Below are 24,487 nucleotides of genomic sequence, written 5' to 3'. Positions count from 1 at the left end.
AGCCATTTCAGGCCAGACACTCGTTGCCGTCAGATATGATCCTTACCAAATACATGATATGCGCAAAAGAAATTGCAGCGTCCGGAGGGAACGGAATTATGAGTAAAATTGTCGTTCGCGGAGGCCGCAGACTGGAAGGAACCGTGCGTGTGCACGGGGCGAAAAACGCCGTTCTTCCCATTCTGGCCGCTTCGCTACTCGCAACGGAAGGAGAAAGCGTCATTAACGACGTTCCCCTCCTTGATGACGTCCTGATCATTCGCCAGCTGCTGGAGACGCTCGGAGCCAAGCTTGACCTATCCGGCGAAACCATGACGATCTCGGCGGAGAACCTGACATCCTACGAGGCTCCTTACGAATGGGTCAGCAAGATGCGGGCATCGATCCAAGTCATGGGTCCGCTGCTTGCCCGCCTGGGCCGTGTTCGCATCTCCCTTCCGGGAGGCTGCGCCATCGGCACCCGCCCGATCGAGCAGCATCTCAAGGGATTCGAGGCGATGGGCGCCGAGATCACGATGGGTCAAGGCTTCATCGAAGCCGTCGCCCCGGGCCGTCTCAAAGGCGCGAAGATCTACTTGGACGTCGCCAGCGTAGGCGCGACGGAGAACATCATCGCGGCCGCAGCGCTCGCCGAAGGAACGACTACCCTTGAGAACGCGGCCAAAGAGCCTGAGATCGTCGATCTCGCGAACTACCTCAACGCCATGGGAGCCCGCATCCGCGGAGCCGGCACGGGGGTCATCCGGATCGAAGGCGTCGAGAAGCTGACCGGCGCCCAGCATACGGTCATTCCCGATCGCATCGAAGCGGGCACATTCCTGATCGCCGGCGCGATCACCGGAGGCAACGTATTCGTGGAAGGCGCCATCGGCGACCACCTCGGACCCGTGATCGCCAAGCTGCAGGAGATGGGCGTCCAGATCATCGAAGAGGACAACGGCATCCGCGTCCGTGCGGACCGTCCGCTGAAGGGCGCCGACATCAAAACGCTGCCCCATCCGGGCTTCCCGACCGATGTGCAGTCCCAGATGATGGCTCTGCTGCTTGTCACGGAAGGCACTTCCGTCGTGACCGAGACGGTGTTCGAGAACCGCTTCATGCATGTGGAGGAGTTCCGCAAGATGAACGCCAGCATCAAAGTGGACGGCCGTACGGCCATCATCACGGGCGGAGTGCCGCTGTCGGGCGCCAAAGTGACGGCGACGGACCTTCGCGCCGGAGCTGCGTTGATCTGCGCCGGCCTCGTAGCCGACGGAGAGACCGAAGTCGGCGGACTGCACCATGTGGACCGCGGCTATGTGGACATCGCCGGCAAGCTCGCCGCTTTGGGCGCCGACATCTACCGGACGTCGGAGGAAGAAGCCGCCGAGGAAGTGCTGGAGCCGGTCGTGCTCGCTTCCATCCGCAAGGCCGCGGAGCGTGAAGTCGAAGAGGTCCAGGTGGCAGCCGCCGCCGCATCCGAGGACGAGGACAGCTACAGCAGCAAGCGGCAGGTTAAGGTCGAGGACGTCGAGGCGTCCATGGCCTGAGATTCAATCGGCAACATCGGGAGGGCTTGCCTCAGCAGCCGTCCCTCATAGAGACAGGGAGTGGAGCGCCGGCTATCGGGGCTCTTTTTTTTAGTTGCGGCGATGCTGAAGGGATTGGCCTCTTGCCTGCCTCGAGAAGACGTTCATTCTGGGTTCATTCTGGAATGCTACGATTCGGATGGAAAATGATCCGGAGGAGAGGCGAGGGGAACAATGAGAAAGTGGCTGCTCATATTGGGATTCATGGTCATTGCCGGCGGCGGAGCGGTATATTACTTCCTGCAGTCGAAAGGGACCGAAGGCACGGCATCCGCTGCGGAAGCCCGCAGCGTGCAAGCCTCGCAGGGCAATCTGGAAGTGAAGGTGTCGGGGACGGGAACGGTAGCCGCGGCCGATACGGCGACCGTGAAAGCCGGCTATCAGGGGACAGTCAGCAAAGTGCTGGTCTCGGCCGGCGACGTCGTGAAGAAAGGACAAGTGCTGGCTCAGTTCGAGACGGTCGATAATTCGATGCAGATCCGGCAGAAGCAGCTGGACAAGCAGAAGCAGGAGCTGCAGATCCAGAACCTGAAGGAGCAGTACTGGAGCGAAAGCGACGAATCGAAGCAGGCGCAGACGAAGCTCGATCTCGACTCGGCCAGGCTGAGCCTGCAGCAGACGGAGAACGAGATCGCCGATCTGCAGAAAGCGGACGCCGAGAACCATGATATCAAGGCGCCGATCGGCGGAACCGTCACGGCCGTAACGCTGACGGCAGGGGACAACACGAATGCCGGCGCAGATGCGGCTGTCATTACGGATTACTCGCAGCTGACCTTCGCGGTGAACGCGGACGAGCTGGATGTTCCGAAGCTGAAGATCGGACAAACCGCCGAAATTACGCTCAATGCCCTGACCGATAAAACCTTCACGGGCAAAATCACTTCCATTGCCAAAGAAGGCGTGAGCAGCAATGGAGTCGCTACGTACCCGGTCACGCTGTCCATGACGGAGGCGGCCGGCGTGCTGGCCGGAATGTCCGGCTCGGCCGAGATTGTGACGGAATCGGCTGAAAATGCCGTCCTGGTCCCGGTCGATGCGGTGGTGACCTTCGGCGGTAAATCCTATGTGCGCGTGCCTCAAGGAACGGAAGGGGCAGCGGCGGTCGGTGCGGGAACCGAAGGCGGGCAAGGCGCCGGCAGCGTTCCGGGCGGCCAGTCCGGCGCTGACCGCCAAGGCGGAGCCGGCCAGTCCGGAGGAGGCGGAAGGAACGGCTCCGGCGGCCAATGGGCGGCGGAAGGCGCCGGGCAGGGCGCTGGAGCCGGTGCTGGAGCAGGAGCCGCCGGAACCGGAGCCGGCTCCGAATCCCGGATGAGCCGGATGACGCTGGGCGGCCAGCTGAAGGAAGTGACGACCGGGCTTGCCAATGATACGTACGTGCAGATCAAGTCGGGACTGTCCGCAGGCGATACGGTGCTGATCGCGCTGCCGACCGGCACGGTCGGAGGTTCCACCGGCCAGAGCAGCACGACCCGGGCCCGCGAGTTCGGCGGAATGGGAGCGGGCGGCTTCGGAGGCGGAATGGGAACGGGCGGCTTCGGCGGCAATATGGGCGGAGCCGGCTCGACGACCCGTACCGGAGGAGGGGGAACCCGATGAAGCGGGGCAAACGGAAGGCCGGAGACGCAGCCTTGGAGGAGCGGACAGGCGACGGCATCAGAGCCGAGGCCGCTTTGCACGAACGGCATGAAGAGGCGCTCCTGTCGATCCGCGACGTCCGGAAATCCTATCGGATGGCCGGAGAGGAAGTGCAGATCCTGAATGGAGTGGATCTGCACATTCCCCGCGGAGATTTCGTCGCCATCATCGGCCCGTCCGGCTCCGGCAAGTCCACGCTCATGAACATGATCGGTTGCCTCGATACGCCGACCTCCGGCAGCTACAGGCTGGACGGCATCGAGGTGAAGGGCTTGTCGGACAACCGGCTGGCGGAGGTGCGCAACCGCAAGATCGGCTTCATCTTCCAAAGCTTCCATCTCCTCCCGCGCCTCAGCGCGTTCGAGAACGTCGAGCTGCCGCTCGTCTATCGCGGGCTCGCCGCGAAGGAGAGGAAGGCTGCGGCGGAGACGGCGCTGGCCAAGGTGGGCCTGCAGGACCGGATGCATCACCGGCCGAACCAGCTGTCCGGAGGCCAGATGCAGCGGGTCGCGATCGCCCGGGCGCTGGCGGGCGAGCCGCCGATCCTGCTTGCCGACGAGCCTACGGGAGCGCTGGATACGAAGACGGGAGCGGATGTGCTCGGCCTCATGGAGCAGCTCAACTCCCAGGGGCATACGATCGTCCTCATCACGCATGATCTCGATGTGGCCGCCAGGGCGAAGCGGACCGTGTTCATGAAGGACGGACTGCTGAGCGAGGAAAGGGGGGACGGACGTGAAGCTTTCGCAAGGAATTCGCATGGCCTGGAAGAGCATACTGGCTAACAAGCTGCGCACCGTGCTGTCCATGCTCGGCATTCTGATCGGCGTCGCGACGGTCATCGCGCTCGTGGCGATGGGCCAGGGCTCGGCGAACGAGGTGAGCAGCCAGCTCAAGGGGCTCGGCACCAACATGCTGTCGGTCAACATCACCGGAAGGGGGAGCGACACGACGCTCTCGTTGCCGCAAGCCGAGACGCTCGGCGACGGCGTCAGCGGCATCGAAGGCTTGTCTCCGACCGTCAGCGGCAGCGTGACGGCCCGCTACGGCAGCAAGCAGACCGAGTCCGCGGTGACGGTCGAGGGCGTCACTCCCGATTATGAGGATGTGCAGAACTTTCATCCCCAGAGCGGGCGTTTCATTGCCCCTGTCGACCTGACGGCGTACAACAAGGTCGCCCTGCTCGGGGTCGACACCTCGGAGGAGCTGTTCGGAGCTGGAGTCAGCCCGGTCGGCGAGACGATCCTGCTCAATGGGGTGAAGTACAAGGTCGTGGGCCTGCTGGAGCCCAAGGGCACTTCCCTGACGGGCTCCAACGACGAGAAGATCATCATTCCGATAACGACGGCGCAGCGCATGTTCCAGTCGGCCGGTGTCCGCACCGTCTCCCTCAAGGTCGCCGCGGTGGACCAGATGAGCGCCGTGGCCGCGCAGCTGGAGACGAAGCTGACCGGAATCTTCCGCGGCAATACGAACGCCTACCGCGTGACGAATCAGGAGGATCTGAAGGAGACGGTCACCTCCGTGTCGAAGACGATGTCCACGATGATGGCTGGAGTCGCCTGCATCTCGCTCGTCGTCGGAGGCATCGGCATCATGAATATCATGCTCGTATCCGTCACCGAGCGGACGAGGGAGATCGGCATCCGCAAGTCTCTCGGCGCCAAGCGGCGCGACGTGCTGTTCCAGTTCCTCGTCGAAGCGGCAGCCATCAGCAGCCTCGGAGGGCTGCTCGGCATCGCCTGCGCTTACGGAGCCTGTCTGATCATGACGGCCTACTTCGCTACCGCGACGCAGATCGAGCTCCAGGTCGTCCTCTACGCGTTTCTGTTCTCGGCGGCGGTCGGAGTGGTGTTCGGGCTGTTCCCGGCCAACAAAGCCGCATCGCTGCGGCCGGTGGACGCGCTCCGGCATGATTGATTTCTATTGACAACGGATAGACAGTCCGATCCCGCTCTCGGAGGTAGCCAGATGAAAATGCCTTATATCTTGATCATAGAAGACGATTCCCTGATCAGCGACCTGCTGGAGCTGTACTTGCAGCGGTACGGCTTCCAGTACGCGACGGCGGGCGACGGCGCAGCCGGGCTCAGGAAGTTCTACGAGCAGATTCCCGATCTCGTCGTCCTGGATATCATGATGCCGGGCCGCGACGGCTGGAGCGTATGCGAGGAAATCCGGCAGACCAGCACGGTGCCGATCATTTTCCTGACCGGCAAAGGGGACGGCTACGACAAGCTGAAGGGCTTTTCCATGGGAGCGGACGATTACCTCGTCAAGCCGTTCGATCCGAAGGAGCTGCTGGCCCGGATCCGGGCCGTCCTGAAGCGGACGCATCCGACCTTGTACAAGGAGCAGGCGGCCTTCCCGGATCTCGTCGTCGACGTGAACGAATACCGCGTGACGGTGCGAGGGCGGGATGTGGGCAGCGCTCCGAAGGAGGTCGAGCTGCTCTACTGCATGGCTTCCCGGCCGGGCAAGGTGTTCACCCGCGAGGAGCTGCTCCAGCAGATCTGGGGCATGGATTATTTCGGCGATTCCAATACGGTCGACGTGCACATCAAGCGCATCCGGGACAAGATCGGCGAGCATCGGTCCTGGCGCATCGCCACCGTGCGCGGCGTCGGCTATAAGTTCGAGGTCCAGCCATGAGGCGTCTGGCCGCAAGGCTCGGGCTCAATACGATATTCGCCAAGGTGCTGATTATCTCGCTCTCTATCCTCGGCGTGACGTTCCTCGTCTACAACCTGGTTTCGACGCAGCTCGTCCGGCGCGACATGTTCGACCGGCAGCAGGGCATGGAAGGGGCGGAGCTGCGGCGGACGGTCAAGCTGCTGGAGACGGCCGCATCCGAGAGATGGACCGAGAGCATGGTCAGCACGGCGCTCAAGGTCGTCGTGCCTCCGCAGATGAAGAGCATTCTCGTCATCGACAGCAGCGGCCGCTACATGCAGGTCGGGGACGTGCCCTTGCCAGGCAGCGAGATCAAGTCCATCATCAGCGAGGCCAATATCGGCTCCAGCGGCCAGTTCCGCTCCCAGATGATCGAGAACGAGTCCGGCAAATGGATCGTGAGCTCCCAGTACGTGCCGTCGATCGACCGCTATGTCGTCTCGCTCTCGACCGGCTTTCAGCGGGACTTCCGCCGCTGGCAGAATCTGAGCTGGCTGGCCATCGCCGTCGCGCTGGCCGTATCGGCGGTATTCTCCTGGCTGTTCTCCCGCTACATGACGACGCGGATCCGCCGCATGAGCCTCGGCGCGGAGCGCTTCGCCAAGGGAGACTTTGAGACGCCAATCCGCGATTCCTCTCCCGACGAGCTCGGCCGATTGGCGGGCTCGCTCAACCGCATGGCGGAAGACCTCGGCGCGCTGGAACAGACCCGCCGCGACTTTCTCGCCAACGTCTCCCATGATCTCCGCTCTCCGCTGACATCCATCCATGGTTATGTGGAGGCGATTCTGGACGGAACGATACCGGGGGAGAAGGCGGACCGCTATTTGCAGATCACCCAGGAGCAGACCGTCCGGCTGATGAAGCTCGTGAACGATCTGCTCGACATGTCCAAGATCGAGTCCGGACAGTTCGACGTGCAGCCCGCGGAGTTCGATCTGGCCGAGACGGTGAGGCTGCTGCTGGCGCGGATGGAATCCACCTTCCGGCATCATGGAGTCCGGTACGAGATCAAGGGCCGGGTCGACTCGGAGCCTGGTCAGGCTCCGGAGTGGAGCGGGGAGGGAGCCGGCGACGGGCTTGCCGCCGGCAGCGGCAAGGTGATGGTCGTAGGCGACGCCCACCGTCTGGAGCAGGTGATGGTCAATCTGATCCAGAACGCCATGGCGTTCTCGCCGAAAGGATCGACTGTCTATGTAACGCTGGACGCGCAGGAGGAGCAAGCCTGCCTGACGGTAAGGGATGAAGGCATCGGCATGTCGCCAGAGGAGACGGAGCGCATCTGGGAGCGGTTCTACAAGACGGATGAAGCCCGTTCCGGGCGCGGCGGCACGGGCATCGGGCTGTCGATCGTCAAGCATATCCTGGATGCGCACGGCTCCCGCATCGCGGTCCGCAGCGAGCAGGGCCGGGGCAGCTCCTTTTCCTTCTGCCTCCAGCGTTCGGCTGGCGGAGGCGGAGCCGAAGCGGCGGCCGCCGAGCCGCAGGACTGAAGCCTGGAGCCGGCTGGAGCGCAGGACATTCCGCAATCTGTTTGCCTGGAAGCCTGATCGGCCGGCTGCATGCCGGCATGTTCAAGGGCCGCCAGGCTCGGCCCCACGGCGGGTCTTTCAGCAGCGATGCCATCCGGCATCGCTTTTTTCGTTTCTCGCGGCACCTCTCTCAAGCGGCCTATCGGCGGTTCTATTCTATGTTTCTCGGCTCATAGTCTTTAGAGACGGGTCGTGAAGCATTTGCCTTGGCAGAGAAATAGAGGAGGGAATTCGTCGAAGATGAAAAAGCGCGCGACAGGAACAAGGAAGACGAGTTTGCGAGGGAAGCCTTTCGGAGGCGGAGCGGAACGTCAGGGGATGTCGGCAATGGCGCTGGCTTCGGTAAGCGTCCTTACGGCGGCCGCGATCCTGATTCCGGGATTTATCGTCGCCAAGTCGCAGGATGGCGGGACGAATGCCCGGCAGCAAGAGCAAGCCTTGATTCCGGGGCCGGAAGCAACCGGCGTGGAGCTGCCGGGCGGCAGCGCTGCCGCCCGGCAGGCCGGGCAGGCAGACGCCAACGAAGCGGCCGGCGGAGCTGCGGGGGCGGCCGATGGGGGACAAGCATCCGGAACCGCCGTAGAAGCGGCCGGCGGGGCTGGCGGGCCGGCCGATGGGGGACAGCCAACGGGAGTCGCCCCCGGCGGCGGGGCTCCGGCCGGAACGCAGGGATCGGCGCCGCGGCCTTCTACCGGGCCGAAGAAGCTGACGGCGCTGGATCTGACCCAGGTGCGCGTCTATGTGACGAAGGAGAAGCGCATAGAGAAGGTGCCGATGGAGACCTATATCCGCGGTGTCATCGCCGGCGAGATGCCGATCTCCTTCGAGCCGGAAGCGCTCAAGGCGCAGGCGATCGCCGCCCGCACGTATATCGTCCGGAGGCTCGCTTCCGGCGACGTCAGCGGCATGCCGGTGAAGGGGGCGGATGTCACGGACACGACCGCACATCAGGTGTACATCCCGATGAAGCAGCTGCTTGCCCGCTGGAGCGGCAAGGAGCGGGAGGCGAATCTGACGAAGCTGAACGAAGCCGTCCAAGGGACGAGAGGGGAAATCGTCACCTATCAGGGAAGTCCGATTCAGGCCCTGTTCTTTTCCACCAGCAACGGGTATACCGAAAATTCAGAGGATTACTGGGATGCCAGCCTTCCCTATCTCCGCAGCGTGGCCAGCCCGTGGGACAAGTCCCTGTCTCCGGAATATAAGGAGACGACGACGATGCCGCTGGCGTCCTTCTACCAGAAGCTCGGCCTAAGCGGCAGCACGCCGGCTCGCAGCTTGCGGGTGCTCGATACGACGGACGGCAGAAGAATACGCGAGCTGGCAGCGGGAGACGCCACGTTCACAGGCCGCGAGGCCCGGGAGAAGCTGGGACTGGCATCCTCTCAGTTCACCTGGAAGATCAGCGGCAAAAATATCGAGATCACGACTTATGGCTACGGCCACGGAGTCGGGATGAGCCAGTGGGGCGCGGACGGCATGGCGAAGAAGGGCAGCACCGCCTATCAGATTCTGTCCCACTACTATACCGGAACCGCGGTCGTGAGGGAGAACGATCTCCCCCGCATGAGCAGCTAGGAAGCCCATCTTCCTCCCTCCTCGCAAATTCTCTATCGCCCTACGTATAAACCTAGCTGATCCGGCAACAATGGCTAGTGAGGTGATAGAAAATGAATGAACAAGATCAAAAAAACCAAAAGCAAGAGCCTCCTAAACCAAATCTGGGAGGAAGAAACTCCGCTCCATCTTCAGCCTACAAGAAGACCCTGTCGCGCAAGTGGATCTCTCCGGCACTGTTCGTCGCCGCGGCAGCAATCATCGTAACCGTCATGTGGCTCTATCAGGGAGACGACAAGAAGACTTCGACTACCGAGACTCCCGATACGACCGCAGTGGCGCAAGGCGGAGAGCAGCAGCCGGAGCCGGTGACAGTGAAGCCGGTGCCTGGCGAGACGGCGAAATGGCCGGTAGCCAGCACGGCTGACGTCACGGTGAAGCGCGGCTACTTCGATGCTGCCGCCACTCCTGCCGAGCAGGACGCCGCGATGGTCGAGCAGGGCAACACGTTCTCCGCCAATACCGGCATCGACCTGGCCCGCAGCGACGACCAGCCGTTCGACGTGCAGGCGGTGCTGAGCGGCAAAGTGACGCTGGTGCAGGATCAGCCGACCAACGGCACGGTCGTGGAGATCACCCACTCGGGCGGATACGTCTCGGTCTACCAGAGCCTGACGGGTGTGACGGTCAAGCAAGGCGACGACGTCAAGCAAAGCACGGTGATCGGCAAGGCAGGCAAGAACGAGCTGCAGAAAGATCTGGGCGTACACCTGCACTTCGCGCTCCTCAAGAACAACGAGCATGTCAATCCGAATTCGGTCCTGCCCGCGCTCGCTCCGGCGGCCAGCCAGGACAGCAGCGCCGCATCGAGCGACGATTCCGAATAAGCCGTTCCCGATCCCTGAAGCCTCGGCTTCGGGGATTTTTTTGCTTGGATGAAAAAAAGACGGCTTCGGCATCGAGTTTTTCTCCGCCGATCCTTTGCCCAAGCCATCTCCGCCATGTCGATGCCGGGACTGCTTGCACGGCCCGGGCTGTCCGCCGGGAGGCCATTTGCGAACAAATTGGACGGATTTAGTACCTAGTGCTTGGCCACAAAGAATATCTACCCGCCCCTCTCATATAATGTACCAATCTTAAAACGAGTTAGGGAGGCGGGAACGTGCACGATTACATCAAAGAGCGGACCATCAAGATTGGCCGGTGCATCGTGGAGACCAAGCATACGGTGCGCACGATCGCCAAGGAGTTCGGGGTATCGAAGAGCACGGTGCACAAGGATCTCACCGAGCGGCTGCCGGAAATCAATCCCGATCTGGCCGATCAAGTGAAGCACATCCTGGAGTACCACAAGTCCATCCGCCATCTCCGGGGCGGCGAGGCGACGAAGATCAAGTACAAGAAAAGCACCAAGCGCCGCGAGGTGCTGGCCGCAGGAAAACGGTAAAAACGGCCGCATTCCGGCCTCCCCTTTCACGGGAGGCCTTTTGGTAAAATTTTTTGACAAAATCAGAGGAAAAACGAGGTTATTAGCGAATAATGGGGGTATGAACTTCCACATTATTCGTTAGGGGACTTCGGACGTATGCTGAGCAAGGATATCGGAATCGATCTGGGCACCGCCAACGTGTCCATTCATGTAAAAGGCAGAGGCGTCGTGCTCGACGAGCCGTCCGTAGTCGCCGTTGAAACCGGCACCAAGCGGGTGCTGGCCGTCGGGGACGAGGCGTACCGGATGGTCGGCAGGACACCTGGGAATATCGTCGCCATCCGCCCGCTTCGGGATGGAGTCATCGCGGACTTCGAAATTACGGAAATGATGCTCAAGGCTTTCATTGACCGCATCGGCGGACGGAGCTGGTACAGCCGTCCGCGTATTCTCATTTGCGCCCCTACCAACATCACGTCGGTGGAGCAGAAGGCGATCCGGGAAGCGGCCGAGCGCTGCGGAGCCAAAGAGGTCTATATGGAAGAAGAACCCAAGGCGGCCGCGATCGGAGCCGGCATGGACATTTATCAGCCCAGCGGCAACATGGTCGTCGATATCGGCGGGGGCACGACGGATGTGGCCGTCCTGTCCATGGGCGACATCGTGACTTCTTCCTCGATCAAGGTGGCCGGCGATACGTTCGATTCCGATATTGCCCGCTACATCAAGGCGAAGTACAAGCTTCTGGTCGGAGAACGGACAAGCGAGAGCATCAAGATGCGCATCGGATCGGTATACGCAGGCGGACGCAACGAGGCCATCGACATCCGGGGCCGCGATATGGTAACAGGGCTTCCGCAGACCATCTCCATCCACTCGGAGGAGGTCCGGGAAGCGCTGCACGATTCCGTCGCCTCCATCGTAGCTGCCGCCAAGTCCGTGCTGGAGCGCACGCCTCCCGAATTGTCTGCGGACATCATCGACCGCGGCGTCATTCTGACCGGCGGAGGCGCCCTGCTGGACGGGCTGGATCTGCTCATGGCAGATGAGCTCAAGGTGCCGGTGCTCGTCGCGGAAGACCCGATGCACTGCGTCGTGAAAGGCACCGGATTCATGCTGGACCATCTGGACCGGATGTCGCGCAAGAAGGCGCGCTTCTAGAGTCCGGCGACCGAAGGCCCGCCCCTCGCGAGCCGCTCCTCCCGGAGCTGCGGAGCGCGAAGGGCGGGCCGCTCTTCATGGATGGGCGGCTGCTGCCGATATAACAATAAGACTTTCATCCTTTCATCTTTCATCATACAGGCAAGGGGAGAACCGGATGCTCAGAGGATTGTACACGGCAGCGGCAGGCATGGTAGCCCAGCAGCGCGTGCATGACACGGTAACGACGAATATCGCCAATCTCAATACGACGGGATACAAGCAGAGCAATGCGCTGAACCGCTCCTTTCCGGACATGCTGCTGTCCATGACCGGCAAGAACGATGAGCCTTCGCGCCGGATCGGACGCCTCAGCACCGGAGTGCTGGCAGAGGAGAGCATCGCGCTGCAGGTGCAGGGCGACCTCAACAAGACGGATCGGGCATCCGACTTCGCCATCGCCTCCAATATCGAGGTCCCGGGCACCGTGTTCGACGCTTCCGGCAAATCCGTCGCGCAAGACGGAACGGTGACGTACAGGCCGCAGGCCTACTTCACCGTGCAGGACGCGGACGGACAGACCCGCTACACGAGAGGCGGACAATTCCACCTGGCGGCGGACGGCTCCCTGCTCACGGCGGACGGCTCGGCCGTTCTCGGCAAGAACAACCGCCCGGTGACGTTCCCGGCCGGTACCTCCATGGATTCGCTGAAGCTGAACGGCGCCTACGATTTCACGGATGCCGACGGCGCGGCTACAGGCAGATCGCTGCTGGTTACGAGAGTCGACCGCGTCCAGGACCTGGTCCGCGAAGGAGACGGCAAGTTCCGTCTTGACGGGCAGGGCGGCGCGGCTCCGGCGACGGCGGCGGACGGAGTGGAAGTCCGTCAGGGATATACGGAGCGGTCCAACGTCGATGCCACCCAGGCGATGGTGGATATGATGGGCGCCCTGAGAGCCTACGAGGCGAATCAGAAGGTCGTCCAGTATTACGACAAGAGCCTGGAGAAGGCCGTCAACGAAGTCGGCAAGGTGTGAGGAGGAACGGCAGATGAACGGATCGATAATCAATGCGTCGGTAACGATGAACGCTCTGCAGCAGCGGCTTGACCTGCTGGCCGAGAATATCGCCAACGTGAATACGGCAGGCTATAAACGCAAGCAAGGCACGTTCGAGGATCTGCTCACGAACGCCAAGCAGCAGCCCGAGGCGTTCCGCAAGGACGGCCGCATCGGACCGATGGGCTACAACCAGGGCTGGGGCGCCCGTTTCCTGCAGCTCGGACCAGACATGACCCAAGGCTCGCTCAAGGAGACCGGCACCGCTACGGATCTGGCGATCGAAGGAAATGCGCTCTTCCAGGTGGCGGCTGACGGCAAAACGGCCTATACCCGCAGCGGCGCCTTCCAGTTGACGGTGAGAGGCAACGGTGATACGATACTGGCGACAGAAGCGGGGTATCCTGTTCTCGGCACTCGGGGAGGCGCAGGCCAGCCTGGACCGATCGTCGTTCCAGCCGGCGTCACGCTGCAGATCAGCGGCGAAGGCGTCGTGGAAGGCGTGCATGCAGACGGAACCCGCGAGAATCTCGGGCAGCTGAGCCTTGCATCTCCTGCTCGTCCCGAGCTGCTCACTCCGGTGGAGGACAACCTGTTTGTCGTCCCGGACGGACTTGCGGCCGGCGACGTGCTGACCGCCGCCGCAGCCGGTCCCGACAGCGGAATCGCTGTCCGCCAAGGGTATGTCGAGCAATCCAACGTCAACGTCGTGGATGAGATGACCGAGCTTCTGAACGTGCAGAGGGCTTATCAGTTGAGCGCCAGGGCGCTGACCTCCGCCGATTCGATGCTGGGCATGGCCAACAACATGCGCGGCTAGATTCCTGTTCCTCCATGCTGCGGCGCGGTGGGAATCTGCCGCGCAATAGATTACGGAAGGCTTCTCTTCCGGAGGAATAGGATGATGACCATGGTGCAGAATGAATCCCACACCCGAATGTCGGGAGGCGGGGCGGCGTCCCGTCCGGCAGAGAATTTCCGGCCGAGCGACAGCCAAGCTCCGCGGGACCGGGAGGCAGAACCATCTTCGCCGGACGCTCCGGCAGCAGCCAAGACCAAAGCCAAGGCCAAGCCGAAGCGGCGCAGCCGGTTCACCGCATGGTGGTTCGCCCGCAAGGTCATCGTGCTGGCGCTGTTCGTCGGCGCGCTGACAGGCGGCCTTTATCTGGGCTTCGTCGTCCTGGGCAAGGGAAGCATGGACGATGCATTCGACTTTGGCGTCTACAAGCATATTTACGACCTTATCTTCGCGGATTCCTAGATGTATCCGGCCTCCTTCGGGGGTCGGTTTTTTTTGTGGCCACCGATTCAAGTCCACGGCAAAAAAAGCCGGAGCAAAGGCATTGCGCCTTCGCTCCGGCTTTTGCATATGCGGCTTTATTTCACGGTGACCCTTACGCTTACGGTTTTGCCTTCAAAAGCGGCCTTGATCGTAGCCGTTCCTTTGGCTGTGGCGGTCACGGCTCCGCCTGCGGAAACGGTCGCCGCGGCTTCCTTGCTGGAGGTCCAGACAGCCGACGCGGTGACTTCCGCCTGCGTGCCGTTGTCGTAGAACGCCTTGAGCTTCAGCGGCGCGGAAGCTCCGGGAGCAAGCTGCAAGGTTTTGTCCGACAGGACGAGGCTCTTCAGCTTCGGCTTGACGGCGATCGTGACGGTAATGCTCTTGCCTTGGTACGTTCCGGTGAGCTTGGCCGTTCCGAGCTTGAGGCCCTTGGCGGAGCTGCCTTTGATGCTTGCGATATCGTCATTGTCGACGGTCCAGGTCATTTTCGAGGCGAGCGAGCTTGTCGTGCCGCTTTTGAACGTGCCGGTGACTTTGACGGTTTTGCTTTTGCCGGGATTCAGCACGAGCGAGGATTCCTCCACCGCGAGCTTGGTCAGCTCTTCTTCGATCACGACAGGCAGCGAGACGGTCTTGCCTTGGTACGAGGCGGTCAGCGACGTACGCGCAGCGGTCAGTCCGCGCAGCGTCGTTCCTTTGACAAGCAGGGAGCTGCCGGTCGTTTTCCATTCGGCCTTGGCCGTGACGTCCTCTTCCGTTCCATCCGTATACGTCACGTTCAGAGACGGGATCGGAGTGTCCTTGCCGATGACGAGGCTGATCGTCTGCTGCTCGGGCAGAAGCGCCAGCGGCTTCAGGCCCACGACCATTTCCACTTCCGCCGAGAGGCCGCCGACCGCAGCCTTCAGGACGGCTTTGCCGGCTTTTTTGGCGGACCATTTGCCATCCTTGATTTCAATGATGTCGGTATCGCCGGATGTCCAGCTGACGAGCTTGTCGACAGCGATCGTGGAGTCGTCCAGCGTCTTGCCGGTGACCGTCGGCAGCTTGCCGCTGTCGCCCGTAATGCTTGTCAGCGGTTCGGAGCCGGTCTCGATCGAAAGGATGGTCGGATAGACGGTGACGTTCAACGTTCTGGAGAGGCCCTTGTATTCCACCTTGATGATGGAGGATCCGGCCGCCTTCGGCGTGACGAGTCCGTCAGCGACGGTAGCGGTGAAGACGTCGCTGGAGCTCCATTCGGCGCTCTTCGTCACATCGGCCGGCTCCTTGTTGGGATCGAGCGCCGACGCGGTTACTTGAAGCGGACTGTCGGAGAGCAGCAGGTTCAGCTCCGCCGTGGCGCTCAGCTTCAGCGCTTCGTGGGCAGCGCGCACGACGACGCTGACGGTGGCCGAGGATCCGTAGAGGGAAGCGGTGATTGTCGCGGTTCCGGGACCGACAGGCGTCACGACGCCTTTGTCCACTTTGGCTACAGCTGCCGACGAGGTCGTCCAGGAAGCATCGTCGGTCACATCGACCGGCGTGCCGCCGCCTGCCGGCGAAGCTGTCGCGGTCAAGGATTTGGCCTCGTCGCCTGCCGTGAGATCAAGGAGAGAATTTGGCGACAGCGTGATGGATTGATAAGGGGAAGACACGGTTAACGTAATGGAGGCGGACACGCCTCGGTAGGAAGCCTTGATGACGGATGTGCCTGCCGCGACGAGGGTGACCTTGCCGTCCTCGACCGTTGCGGCCGCCGTGTTGGAGCTGCTCCAGACGGCTTCGTCGGCGAGATCCTTGGATTCATTGCCGTTTTTGCCGACAACGCCGAAGGTCAGGTCGTCCCCGAGCTGTGCCTTCAAGGTGGATGGAGCGGCGCTGCCGTCCTCCGCCAGAAGCTGGAGCTTGGCATAAGGATAGGTGACCGTAACGGAGATCGCTGCGGAATAGCCGCTGTACTTGCCGGTGATCGTCGCGGTTCCGGCCGCTACGGGCGTCAGTACGCCTCCCGTGACCTTCAGGACGGATGAGCTGGAGGTCGACCATACGGCCGAGGCGCTGACATCCTTGGTCGCGGAAGAGCCCGAGTAGGACGCCCACAGCGCGAGCGCGTATGGATCGTCCCCGTAGGTGAGGGAAAGCTTGGAGCCTTCGGTCAGCTTGACCGAGGTGACCGTATCTTCGGCATGCGCGGCAGGCGCGAGCAGCGCAAGCGCCAGGACAGCCGCGAGCAGCAGGGACAGCAGCGGACGAATGGTAACGCGGTAGGACAACGAAAGACACTCCTTTGCAAACCATGATAGTTCCTTTAACGGCATATCGATGCGAAATATGTAGGCAAATGGTGGAAAATAGGAAGGGCGGCGGTTTTTTTTTTGGCACTGCGGAGGTATAATAACGAAGATATACATAGGCATCTAGCGGCAGAAAGAGGAGTTTCGCCCCTTTTTACGCGCAATAAAAAGGACAGTCGGCGGCTCTTCGGTCCGCTTCCTGTCCTCCTATCTCAACCTTTGCGACCTGCAGGCTCGCTCAGGACATGCATAGTGTAGCCCGCCGGCCCCGGTTCCATGCAGCCCGGTCGGCGATTGACGAACAAGGGCGCTTTCGCCCGCGGAAGGGGTATTTTTTTGCTGGATATCAATGAAATCATGGAGATCATTCCTCACAGGCAGCCGTTTCTGCTGATCGACCGCATAGTTGAGCTCGAGGAAGGCGTGCGGGCCGTCGGACTCAAGAACGTCACGATGAACGAGCCTTTCTTCGCCGGGCATTTCCCGGGATTCCCCGTCATGCCGGGCGTTTTGATCGTCGAGGCGCTGGCCCAGGTAGGCGCGGTCGCCATCCTCAAGGTCGAGGCGAACCGGGGCAAGATCGGCATGCTCGCCGGCATCGACGGATTCCGCTTCCGCGGCCAGGTCGTGCCGGGAGATACGCTGACGCTTGAGGTGACCATCACCCGGCTGAAAGGCATCATCGGCAAAGGCCAGGCGACCGCCAAGGTCGGGGACAAGGTCGTGGCCGAAGGCGAGATCATGTTCGCGCTTACGGATCCGAAGTAGGCTTCTATCGCTGAAAAGCAAATGGCCAAAACAAAATCGAGCCCGAATTCGTCATCAAAACGAAGATGTTCGGACCGGGCCTGCTTTATTAAATGAGATCACGCAGAGTTCAAGGGAGAGATGAGTCCATGTCCGTAACGAAACTTGCGCAACAACGCTATCAGTCCTGGCTCGAGGATCCGACGATCGACGAGGCGACCAAAGAAGAGCTGAGGGGAATCGCGGGGGACGAAAAGGAGATTACCGACCGGTTCTATCGTGATCTCGAATTCGGCACCGGCGGTCTCCGCGGCGTCATGGGAGCCGGCACGAACCGCCTCAACGCCTATACGGTAGGCAAGGCGACGCAGGGACTGGCGAACTGGCTGCTTGGTCAGACGGACAAGCCTTCGGTCGTGATCGCGCACGATTCCCGCAACAACTCACCGGAATTCACGCTGGAGGCGGCGCTCGTCCTGGCCGGCAACGGCATCAAGACGTACTTGTTCCCTTCGCTGCGCCCGACCCCGCAGCTGAGCTTCGCGGTGCGCGCGCTGGGAGCGAGCGGCGGCGTCGTCATCACGGCCAGCCACAATCCGCCGGAGTACAACGGCTACAAGGCGTACGGCCCGGAAGGCTGCCAGCTCGTGCCGCATGAGGCCGAGCAGGCGATCGCGGCGATCCAGAAGGTGGCGAGCTTCGGCGAGATCAAGCGCATGGCCCGCGAAGAGGCGGAGCGGCAAGGGCTGCTCGTGTGGCTCGGCGAGGATGCGGACCGGGACTTCATCGAGGCCGTGGCGGCGCAGAGCCTGAACCGCGACCTGCTCAAGCGCGGCGCGGGACGCGACATCAAGGTGATCTATACGCCTCTGCACGGAAGCGGCAACCATCCGGTCCGCGGCGCGCTCAAGGAGATCGGCATCGAGTCGGTCGCCGTCGTGCCGTCGCAGGAGCAGCCGGACGGCTGCTTCAGCACGGTGAAGAGTCCGAATCCGGAGGAGCGCGAGGCGTTCGCGCTGGCGATCAAGCAGGCGCAGGAGCAAGGCGCTGACATCATCATCGGCACCGATCCTGACGCCGACCGGATGGGCGCGGTCGTGAAGAACAACGAAGGCGAATACGTCGTTCTCTCCGGCAACCAGTCCGGCGCGATCATGGTCCATTATGTGCTCAGCCAGCTGCGCGAAAGAGGCGGGCTGCCTGCGAACGGGGCCGTCATCAAGACGATCGTGACGAGCGAGATGGGCGCGGACATCGCCAAGGCCAACGGCGCAGAGGTCATCAACACGCTGACCGGCTTCAAATACATCGGCGAGAAAATGACCGAATTCGAACGGACGGGCTCGCATACGTTCCTGTTCGGCTACGAGGAAAGCTACGGGTACCTGACGGGCACCTACGCCAGGGACAAGGATGCCGTCGTGGCGGCGATGCTGATCGCCGAAGCGGCTGCCTTCTACAAGCAGCAGGGCAAGACGCTGTATGACGTGCTGCTGGAGCTGTACGGCGAGTACGGCTATTATCTGGAGGGGCTGGAGTCCCGTACGCTCAAGGGACTGGACGGCGTCCAGAAGATCGGGGCCATCATGGACAGCTTCCGTTCGGAAGCTCCGACGGAAGCCGGCGGCATCAAGGTGTCGCAGGTTCTCGATTACAGCCTCGGACTGGACGGCCTGCCGCAGGAGAACGTGCTGAAGTACATTCTTGAGGACGGCTCCTGGTTCACGCTTAGGCCATCCGGCACGGAGCCCAAGATCAAGGTTTACTTCGCGGTCCGCGGGGATTCCCTGCAGTCTGCGGAGAAAGCGCTGAACGCGCTGCGCGGCTCCGTCATGCAGCGCGTGGACGACATGGCCTGACCCGAACGTTCAACGGCAGGGTCAGGGATAGCGGAGCGGGATCGACAACCAACCGCACCGAGCATAGAAGTGAGCCGGGAGCCGCGCACCGCAAGGCGCCGGCTCGGAAGTTCAGTGAAGGGCCGCAGGGCGGGTGATGTCTACCCGCCCTGCCCGGCTTTTCAAGTATGAGTGGATAAGGGGCGAACTGGAACGTGTTGAAGTGGCAGCAGTGGAACCGCGCGGCCCGCAGGATCATGTGGGTGCTGGCGCTGATCGGCGTCATCGCGGCAATTCCCATCGGGGCTAACCGGTGGCAGATGGAAAAGACCTCCAAGCAGGTCGAGTACGTGTTCGATTATTCGGATCTCGTGCTGGTGGCGTCCTATCAAAGCCGTCCGGTCGACTATATCAAGAGCGAGCTTCAAAAGCTGAAGTCGCATGGCGTCGGCACGCTTTCGGTGTTCGAGAGCCGGCTGGACGAGCTGGAGAACGCGGGAAGGCTGGGCTTGTACAGCGAGGCGGAAGCGGCGCTGCTGCAGGGCAAGCCATCGCCTGCCGGGCAGAACTACACGTACCTGCTGTTTGAAGGAGCCAGGGAGCAGGCGGCTCTGGAGCCGATGATCACCGAACGCTTCACAAGCGACGGCATCGCCGTGCGCCCGTGGGAGCTAGAAGGCAAGCGCGGCCTCGTGCTGGAGACGCCGATGGCCGGAGCGGTGCTGAAGTCGATGGCTCCCGATCCGCTCGCGCTGACGGAGCTGCATGACGCCGGCTTCCGCCTGCTGCCGCGTCTGTCGGACCGGATTCCTTACGATCCGGAGCGCGTGGATGCGCTGCTTGCCGGATTCAAGAGCCTCGGCGTCACCCGCATCCTGTTCGACGGCGCAGCGGTCACCGGCTTCGCCGATCAGGCGGCCGCCAAGTCGTTGACTCATTTTGCCCAGAAGCTCAATGAGTACGGAATCGGCATCACCGCCATCGAAAATCTCAAAAAACCCCAGTCGGGCCTGAATACGCTGGCCTATCTGACGCACTATAACGTTACGCGGCTTTATTCCCTCTCGGACAAAGACGCCGCCGCCCTGAAGCCGGACGTCATCGCCGACCGCTTCCTGCTTGCGGCCAAAGACCGCAACATCCGCATGTTCTACCTCAACGCGGCTCCTTCCGCCAACCTGGAAAAAGGGACGGTCACGGATCCGATGGACAATCTCTACAAGTCGCTTGACGGGCCGGACGGAGCGATCGCCAAGCTGGATTCGTTCGGGTTCCCTTCCGGCGAAGCCCATGCGTTCGAGCGTTCCTATCCAAGCTGGATGAAGGCGCTCAAAGCGGTCGTCGCCCTCGGGGCGGTCAGCCTGATCGCGCTGCTTGCCGGAGCCTTCTTCAACGGCCTGGCCTTGATCGCCTTCCTGCTCGGCCTCGCCGGCAGCGCCGGGCTGTATGTCCTGAACAGCTCTCTCATGGAGCAGGGATTGGCGCTCGGCGCCGCAATCAGCGCTCCGACGCTGGCGATGATCTGGGCGATCAACCGGATCCGCTCCCATACGGAAGGGCAGCGGCGGCCGGTCGGAGGCGATTGGGCTTCCGCGGCCGGCGAAGGCGCGGACCGCTCGTTCCAGCTGTCGCCTTGGAGCGGCATGCTGGGAGGGCTCGGACAAGCCGGCACCCGCTGGGTGTTCCGCGGCCTCTCGGCCGGCCGGCGCCTGACGATGGCGCTGAGCATTCTGGCCGTCGCCTCGCTGATCAGCATGCTGGCCATCCCGATCGTGATCGGGCTGCTCAACAGCATGACTTACAGCCTCGTGCTGGAGCAGTTCCGCGGCGTAAGCCTGCTCCATCTGGCGCCGATCGGCTTGACCGCCGTCTACCTGTTCCTGTTCACGGGCCAGTCGGCCTGGCTCAGCCTGCGGCGGGTGCTCGGGCTGCAAATCACGATTCTGTGGTGCGTCGCGGTCGCCGTCATCGGCGCTGCCGGGCTGTACTATCTGTCGCGCACGGGCAATTCCGGAACGGCTTCGTCGCTGGAGCTGATGTTCCGCAACGTGCTGGAGACGACGTTCGGCGTTCGTCCGCGCACGAAGGAGTTCCTCCTCGCGCATCCGCTCATGCTGCTGGGATTGTTCCTGGCGCTTCGCTACCGCGCCGCCTGGGTATTGCTAATTGTAGGTTCCATGGGCCAGCTGTCCATGGTCGACACGTTCGCGCACATCCATACGCCGATCCACATTTCCTTGATCCGCATCCTGCTGGGGCTCGGCATCGGAGTCGTCATCGGCCTGATCCTGATCGCCGTATGGCAGATCGGGGAATGGCTCGTACGGAAATTCTGGCCGCGGGAGAGAGCTGCCAATGGCTGACACCGCAGGTTCTGTCTCCCCGATCCGCAAGAAGATCGTCATCTCCGGCTATTACGGCTTCCGCAACAGCGGCGACGAAGCGGTTCTGAAGTCGATCCTGCTCGCCCTTCGCGCCGAGGGAGAAGCCCAGGGCGTGGAAATCGATCCTGTCGTGCTCTCCGGAGACCCGGCGTGGACGGCGGAGATGTACGGCGTCAAGGCGGCGCATCGCATGAAGCCGCTTGAGCTGCTGAGGGTCATCGCCGGCTGCGACGGCCTCATCAGCGGCGGCGGCAGCCTGCTGCAGGACGTGACGGGCGGCAAGACGATTCCCTACTATACGGGAATCATCAAGCTGGCCCAGCTGCTCGGCAAGCCGGTGTTCATCTACGCGCAGGGCATCGGCCCTGTGCTGAACCGCCGGATGGACGGCCTCATCCGGCATGTGATGGCCCGCAGCGCGTACGTATCCGTGCGCGACGACGAATCCGCGGCGCTGCTGTCGCGGATGGGCGTGCCGCATGAGCGGATCGATGTCGTGCCCGATCCGGTCATGGGCCTGCCGCTGCCGCAAGGCTCGCAGGCAGCGGCAGGCGGCGGCTCCGCCGCGGCGGCCGGCGCGCCGGTCGTCGGCGTATCCTTGCGCCATTGGCGCAAGGACGGAGCCGACCTGGACCGCGCGGCGGAGGCGCTGGCGGAGCTTGCGCGGCGCCGGCCCGTGCGCCTGCGCTTCCTCCCGTTCCACACCCCGGCGGATGCGGAGGCATCCCGCCAGGTCATGGAACGGCTCGGGACGCTCGGCGCCGGCAGCTCCGCCGAGCTCGCCGCCCCGGGCGACGACCCCCAGGCGATGCTGCTGGAGGTCAGCCGCTGCGACATGCTGCTCGGCATGCGCCTGCACGCGCTCATCTACGCGGCCGGCCGCCGTGTGCCGATGCTCGGCCTGAGCTATGATCCGAAAATCGACCAGTTTCTGGCCCGCCTCGGCGATGGCCCGATCGCCACGACGGAAGCCATGGACGCCGCCGCCTTCGCGGATGCCGCCGAGCGGCTTCTGGATGGCGGAGACGGCTGGAGAGCGGAGAAGGCGGCTGCGATCGACAAGCTCCAGCAGGAGGCCCGCAAGCCGGCGCAACATATTGTCCAGTACCTGCGTCAGGAAACGAAGAGGTGACCGTTCGACCCATGTCGACTACAAAAGACTTTATAGACCCGTCCAAGCAAGCGGCCGAGGCCGCGAATGCGCCGGAAGATGCCGCCGAAGCATTGGCGGACGCGATCGGGGACGCTTCCGAGGCTTCCGCCTGGCTGGAGGCGCGGACCGTTCCGAAGGTTTCGATTTACGGCGTTCCTTTTTCCCGCATGGGTATGGACGAAACCGTGGAGTATCTTACGAACGTTATTGAAAGAGGGCAGCCTTGCCAGGTCGTCACGGCGAATCCCATCATGGTCATGATGGGGCTCGAGGATCCCGCCTTCCACCGGATGCTGCGGGAAGCCGAGCTTGTCGTTCCGGACGGCGCGGGCGTCGTCTGGGCCGCCGGGTACGTGGGGCAGCCGGTCCGGGAAAGGGTGCCGGGCTTCGATCTGATGCGCCGCCTGTTCCTGGAAGGCGAGGAGCGCGGCTGGTCCGCCTATCTGCTCGGCACGACGCAGGAAGTCATCGATGAGGCCGCAGCGCGCCTGAAGGCGCAATACCCGGGCGTGACCATCGCGGGAACGCATCATGGCTATTTCGGGGAGCAGGAGGACGCCGAGGTCATCGCCCGGATCAGGGCGGTTTCTCCGGATATGCTGTACGTGGCCCGTTCCGCCTCTACGCAGGAGCCTTGGATCGCCCGCTACAAGCAGGAGCTTGGAGTGCCTCTCATCATGGGAGTCGGAGGAAGCTTCGATATTATCGCCGGCCGTTTGAAGAGAGCTCCGGTATTCATGCAGAAGCTGCGCCTGGAATGGTTTTACCGCCTTCTGCAGCAGCCTTCGCGGTTCCGGAGAATGCTCGTTCTGCCGCAATTCGCTCTGAGAGTGATTCGGGAGAAGGAAAAGGTGACAAAACCTTACTAGAAGCGTCAATTCGCCGTAATTTGCGCGAAATGCCCTGATATTGGGGTTGGAGTTTCTTTTTCGAACGGGTTATAATTCATTCCGGTGTAATGAAGGGGAGTTGAATTTCCAGTGAATGCCACAATGACTTATATCGTCGGTTTCGCAGTCGCTCTGATCCTGGCCGTCTCGCTGACGCCGCTCGTCAAGCGCTTCGCGTTCAAGATCGGCGCCATCGACAAGCCGAATGCCCGCAAGGTCCATACGCGCATCATGCCGCGGCTGGGAGGCCTGGCGATCTATCTCGCCTTTATCGGTTCGTTCTTCCTGCTGCTTCCGTTCATTCCGGAAGGGCTGCTGAGCGCCTACGATACGAATCTGATCCGCGCGATGCTGGCGGGCGGCACGATCATCGTGCTGACCGGCGCTCTCGACGACCGGTTCGAGCTGTCGGCCAAGGTGAAGCTGATGTTCCAGCTCGTGGCGGCTTGCGTCGTCGTCTTCGGCTTCGACGTGAAGATCGACCTGCTGAACATTCCGTTCGGCCAGGACATGCAGGAGATCTCCTCCTGGCTCAGCATCCCGCTGACGATCTTCTGGATCGTCGGCGTGACCAATGCGATCAACCTGATCGACGGCCTCGACGGTCTGGCGGCGGGAGTGTCGGGCATCGCGATCGGCACGATCCTCATCATGGCCTGCTTCCTCGGCTTCGAGCCGATCATCCTGATGAGCAGCCTGCTGCTCGGAGGCATCCTGGGCTTCCTGGTGTTCAACTTCCATCCGGCTAAAATATTCATGGGCGACTCCGGCTCGCTGTTCCTCGGCTTCAGCCTGGCGACGCTGTCCATGATCGGCTTCAAGCAAGTCACGATCGTATCCTTCGTAACGCCGCTCCTGATCATCGGGGTGCCGATGGCGGACACGTTCTTCGCCATCATCCGCCGCTGGGTCAACAAGCGGCCGATCTTCGCTCCCGACAAGGGGCATCTGCATCACTGCCTGCGGGAGCTCGGCTTCAGCCACCGCAAAACGGTATTGATCATTTACGGCGTAGCGGCTTTCTTCGGCGCCTGCGCGATCGTGCAGTCCATCGTGGTGCAGTCCCACGCAGCCAACTGGGTCACCTTCGTCGTCATCAGCCTGCTGGTGTTCGCGATGCAGATCGGCGCCGAGCTCATCGGCATCGTCGACAAGACGAAGCGGCCGCTGCTGAACCTGCTGGCGCGCATGCGCATGAAGCCGCATCACGAGCGCGGCAAATAAAGACTCCGCCATCAAAGAGCTTGTCCTTCTCCGGAAGGAGAAGCTCTTTTTTTATTTACCAAAAATTTATCTACATTATAATAATACTTTCCTGCC

At 62.3% G+C, this 24,487-nt stretch carries 20 protein-coding genes; 19 read left to right on the top strand and 1 reads right to left on the bottom strand.

The features are described from left to right. The first annotated feature begins 98 nt into the window (after positions 1-98). From murA to CIC07_RS22965, 13 genes are all read left to right on the top strand, one after another. The gene (gene murA / locus CIC07_RS23025) at positions 99-1,529 is read left to right on the top strand and encodes a UDP-N-acetylglucosamine 1-carboxyvinyltransferase (protein WP_094248270.1); all 1,431 of its coding nucleotides are present in this window, start codon (positions 99-101) and stop codon (positions 1,527-1,529) included. Positions 1,530-1,742: 213 nt separating this feature from the next. Continuing rightward, positions 1,743-3,167: an efflux RND transporter periplasmic adaptor subunit gene (locus CIC07_RS23020; RefSeq protein WP_076357788.1), complete on the top strand. Its 1,425-nt coding sequence runs from the start codon at positions 1,743-1,745 to the stop codon at positions 3,165-3,167. A gap of 134 nt (positions 3,168-3,301) precedes the next feature. Next, on the top strand, positions 3,302-3,991 hold the full coding sequence (locus tag CIC07_RS23015; RefSeq protein ID WP_076358037.1) for an ABC transporter ATP-binding protein: 690 nt from the start codon (positions 3,302-3,304) through the stop codon (positions 3,989-3,991). Then, the gene (locus CIC07_RS23010) at positions 3,942-5,126 is read left to right on the top strand and encodes an ABC transporter permease (RefSeq protein WP_234992966.1); all 1,185 of its coding nucleotides are present in this window, start codon (positions 3,942-3,944) and stop codon (positions 5,124-5,126) included. Before CIC07_RS23015 ends, CIC07_RS23010 begins: the two co-directional genes overlap by 50 nt. A gap of 51 nt (positions 5,127-5,177) precedes the next feature. Further along, positions 5,178-5,858, top strand: coding sequence for a response regulator transcription factor (locus CIC07_RS23005; protein WP_076357790.1), 681 nt, complete (start codon positions 5,178-5,180; stop codon positions 5,856-5,858). Next, positions 5,855-7,372, top strand: a complete 1,518-nt coding sequence (locus CIC07_RS23000; protein ID WP_076357791.1) for a HAMP domain-containing sensor histidine kinase — start codon at positions 5,855-5,857, stop codon at positions 7,370-7,372. The genes CIC07_RS23005 and CIC07_RS23000 overlap by 4 nt, the downstream gene beginning before the upstream one ends. A gap of 366 nt (positions 7,373-7,738) precedes the next feature. Then, entirely contained in the window at positions 7,739-8,989 is a 1,251-nt protein-coding gene (gene spoIID / locus CIC07_RS22995) for a stage II sporulation protein D (RefSeq protein ID WP_083688319.1), read from the top strand. 92 nt (positions 8,990-9,081) lie between these two features. After that, complete coding sequence (locus tag CIC07_RS22990; RefSeq protein WP_076357792.1) at positions 9,082-9,855, top strand: M23 family metallopeptidase; 774 nt, start codon at positions 9,082-9,084, stop codon at positions 9,853-9,855. A gap of 275 nt (positions 9,856-10,130) precedes the next feature. Then, entirely contained in the window at positions 10,131-10,415 is a 285-nt protein-coding gene (spoIIID, locus tag CIC07_RS22985; RefSeq protein WP_021880270.1) for a sporulation transcriptional regulator SpoIIID, read from the top strand. Positions 10,416-10,553: 138 nt separating this feature from the next. Beyond that, positions 10,554-11,558, top strand: coding sequence for a rod shape-determining protein MreB (mreB, locus tag CIC07_RS22980; protein ID WP_076357793.1), 1,005 nt, complete (start codon positions 10,554-10,556; stop codon positions 11,556-11,558). Positions 11,559-11,715: 157 nt separating this feature from the next. After that, positions 11,716-12,576, top strand: a complete 861-nt coding sequence (locus CIC07_RS22975) for a flagellar hook-basal body protein (protein ID WP_076357794.1) — start codon at positions 11,716-11,718, stop codon at positions 12,574-12,576. 13 nt (positions 12,577-12,589) lie between these two features. Then, positions 12,590-13,417: a flagellar hook-basal body protein gene (locus CIC07_RS22970; protein WP_076357795.1), complete on the top strand. Its 828-nt coding sequence runs from the start codon at positions 12,590-12,592 to the stop codon at positions 13,415-13,417. An 81-nt stretch (positions 13,418-13,498) separates the two neighbouring features. Beyond that, complete coding sequence (locus CIC07_RS22965; RefSeq protein ID WP_083688231.1) at positions 13,499-13,858, top strand: DNA-directed RNA polymerase subunit beta; 360 nt, start codon at positions 13,499-13,501, stop codon at positions 13,856-13,858. 116 nt (positions 13,859-13,974) lie between these two features. Here CIC07_RS22965 and CIC07_RS22960 read toward each other — a convergent pair whose 3' ends face one another. Beyond that, positions 13,975-16,134, bottom strand: coding sequence for an Ig-like domain-containing protein (locus tag CIC07_RS22960; protein ID WP_076357796.1), 2,160 nt, complete (start codon positions 16,132-16,134; stop codon positions 13,975-13,977). Positions 16,135-16,491: 357 nt separating this feature from the next. Here CIC07_RS22960 and fabZ point away from each other — a divergent pair, with 357 nt between their 5' ends. The 6 genes from fabZ to CIC07_RS22930 all read left to right on the top strand — a co-directional run bounded on the left by fabZ (position 16,492) and on the right by CIC07_RS22930 (position 24,391). Beyond that, the gene (gene fabZ / locus CIC07_RS22955) at positions 16,492-16,923 is read left to right on the top strand and encodes a 3-hydroxyacyl-ACP dehydratase FabZ (protein ID WP_076357797.1); all 432 of its coding nucleotides are present in this window, start codon (positions 16,492-16,494) and stop codon (positions 16,921-16,923) included. Positions 16,924-17,051: 128 nt separating this feature from the next. Beyond that, positions 17,052-18,761 carry a phospho-sugar mutase gene (locus CIC07_RS22950; protein ID WP_076357798.1) on the top strand — a complete coding sequence of 570 codons (1,710 nt, stop codon included), beginning with the start codon at positions 17,052-17,054 and terminating at the stop codon, positions 18,759-18,761. A gap of 194 nt (positions 18,762-18,955) precedes the next feature. Further along, a complete protein-coding gene (locus CIC07_RS22945) occupies positions 18,956-21,103 on the top strand; it encodes a DUF5693 family protein (RefSeq protein ID WP_094248269.1) in 2,148 nt (715 codons plus the stop codon). Then, positions 21,096-22,256, top strand: a complete 1,161-nt coding sequence (csaB, locus tag CIC07_RS22940; RefSeq protein ID WP_076357799.1) for a polysaccharide pyruvyl transferase CsaB — start codon at positions 21,096-21,098, stop codon at positions 22,254-22,256. Before CIC07_RS22945 ends, csaB begins: the two co-directional genes overlap by 8 nt. A gap of 188 nt (positions 22,257-22,444) precedes the next feature. Further along, positions 22,445-23,146: a WecB/TagA/CpsF family glycosyltransferase gene (locus CIC07_RS22935; protein WP_234992990.1), complete on the top strand. Its 702-nt coding sequence runs from the start codon at positions 22,445-22,447 to the stop codon at positions 23,144-23,146. 123 nt (positions 23,147-23,269) lie between these two features. Continuing rightward, entirely contained in the window at positions 23,270-24,391 is a 1,122-nt protein-coding gene (locus tag CIC07_RS22930) for a glycosyltransferase family 4 protein (protein ID WP_048745211.1), read from the top strand. Positions 24,392-24,487 lie beyond the last annotated feature (96 nt).

Source organism: Paenibacillus sp. RUD330 (assembly GCF_002243345.2).
Taxonomy (GTDB): Bacteria; Bacillota; Bacilli; order Paenibacillales; family Paenibacillaceae; genus Paenibacillus_O.
The sequence above is the reverse complement of the archived record's forward strand: the minus strand, read 5'-3'. Positions and strand labels throughout refer to the sequence as shown.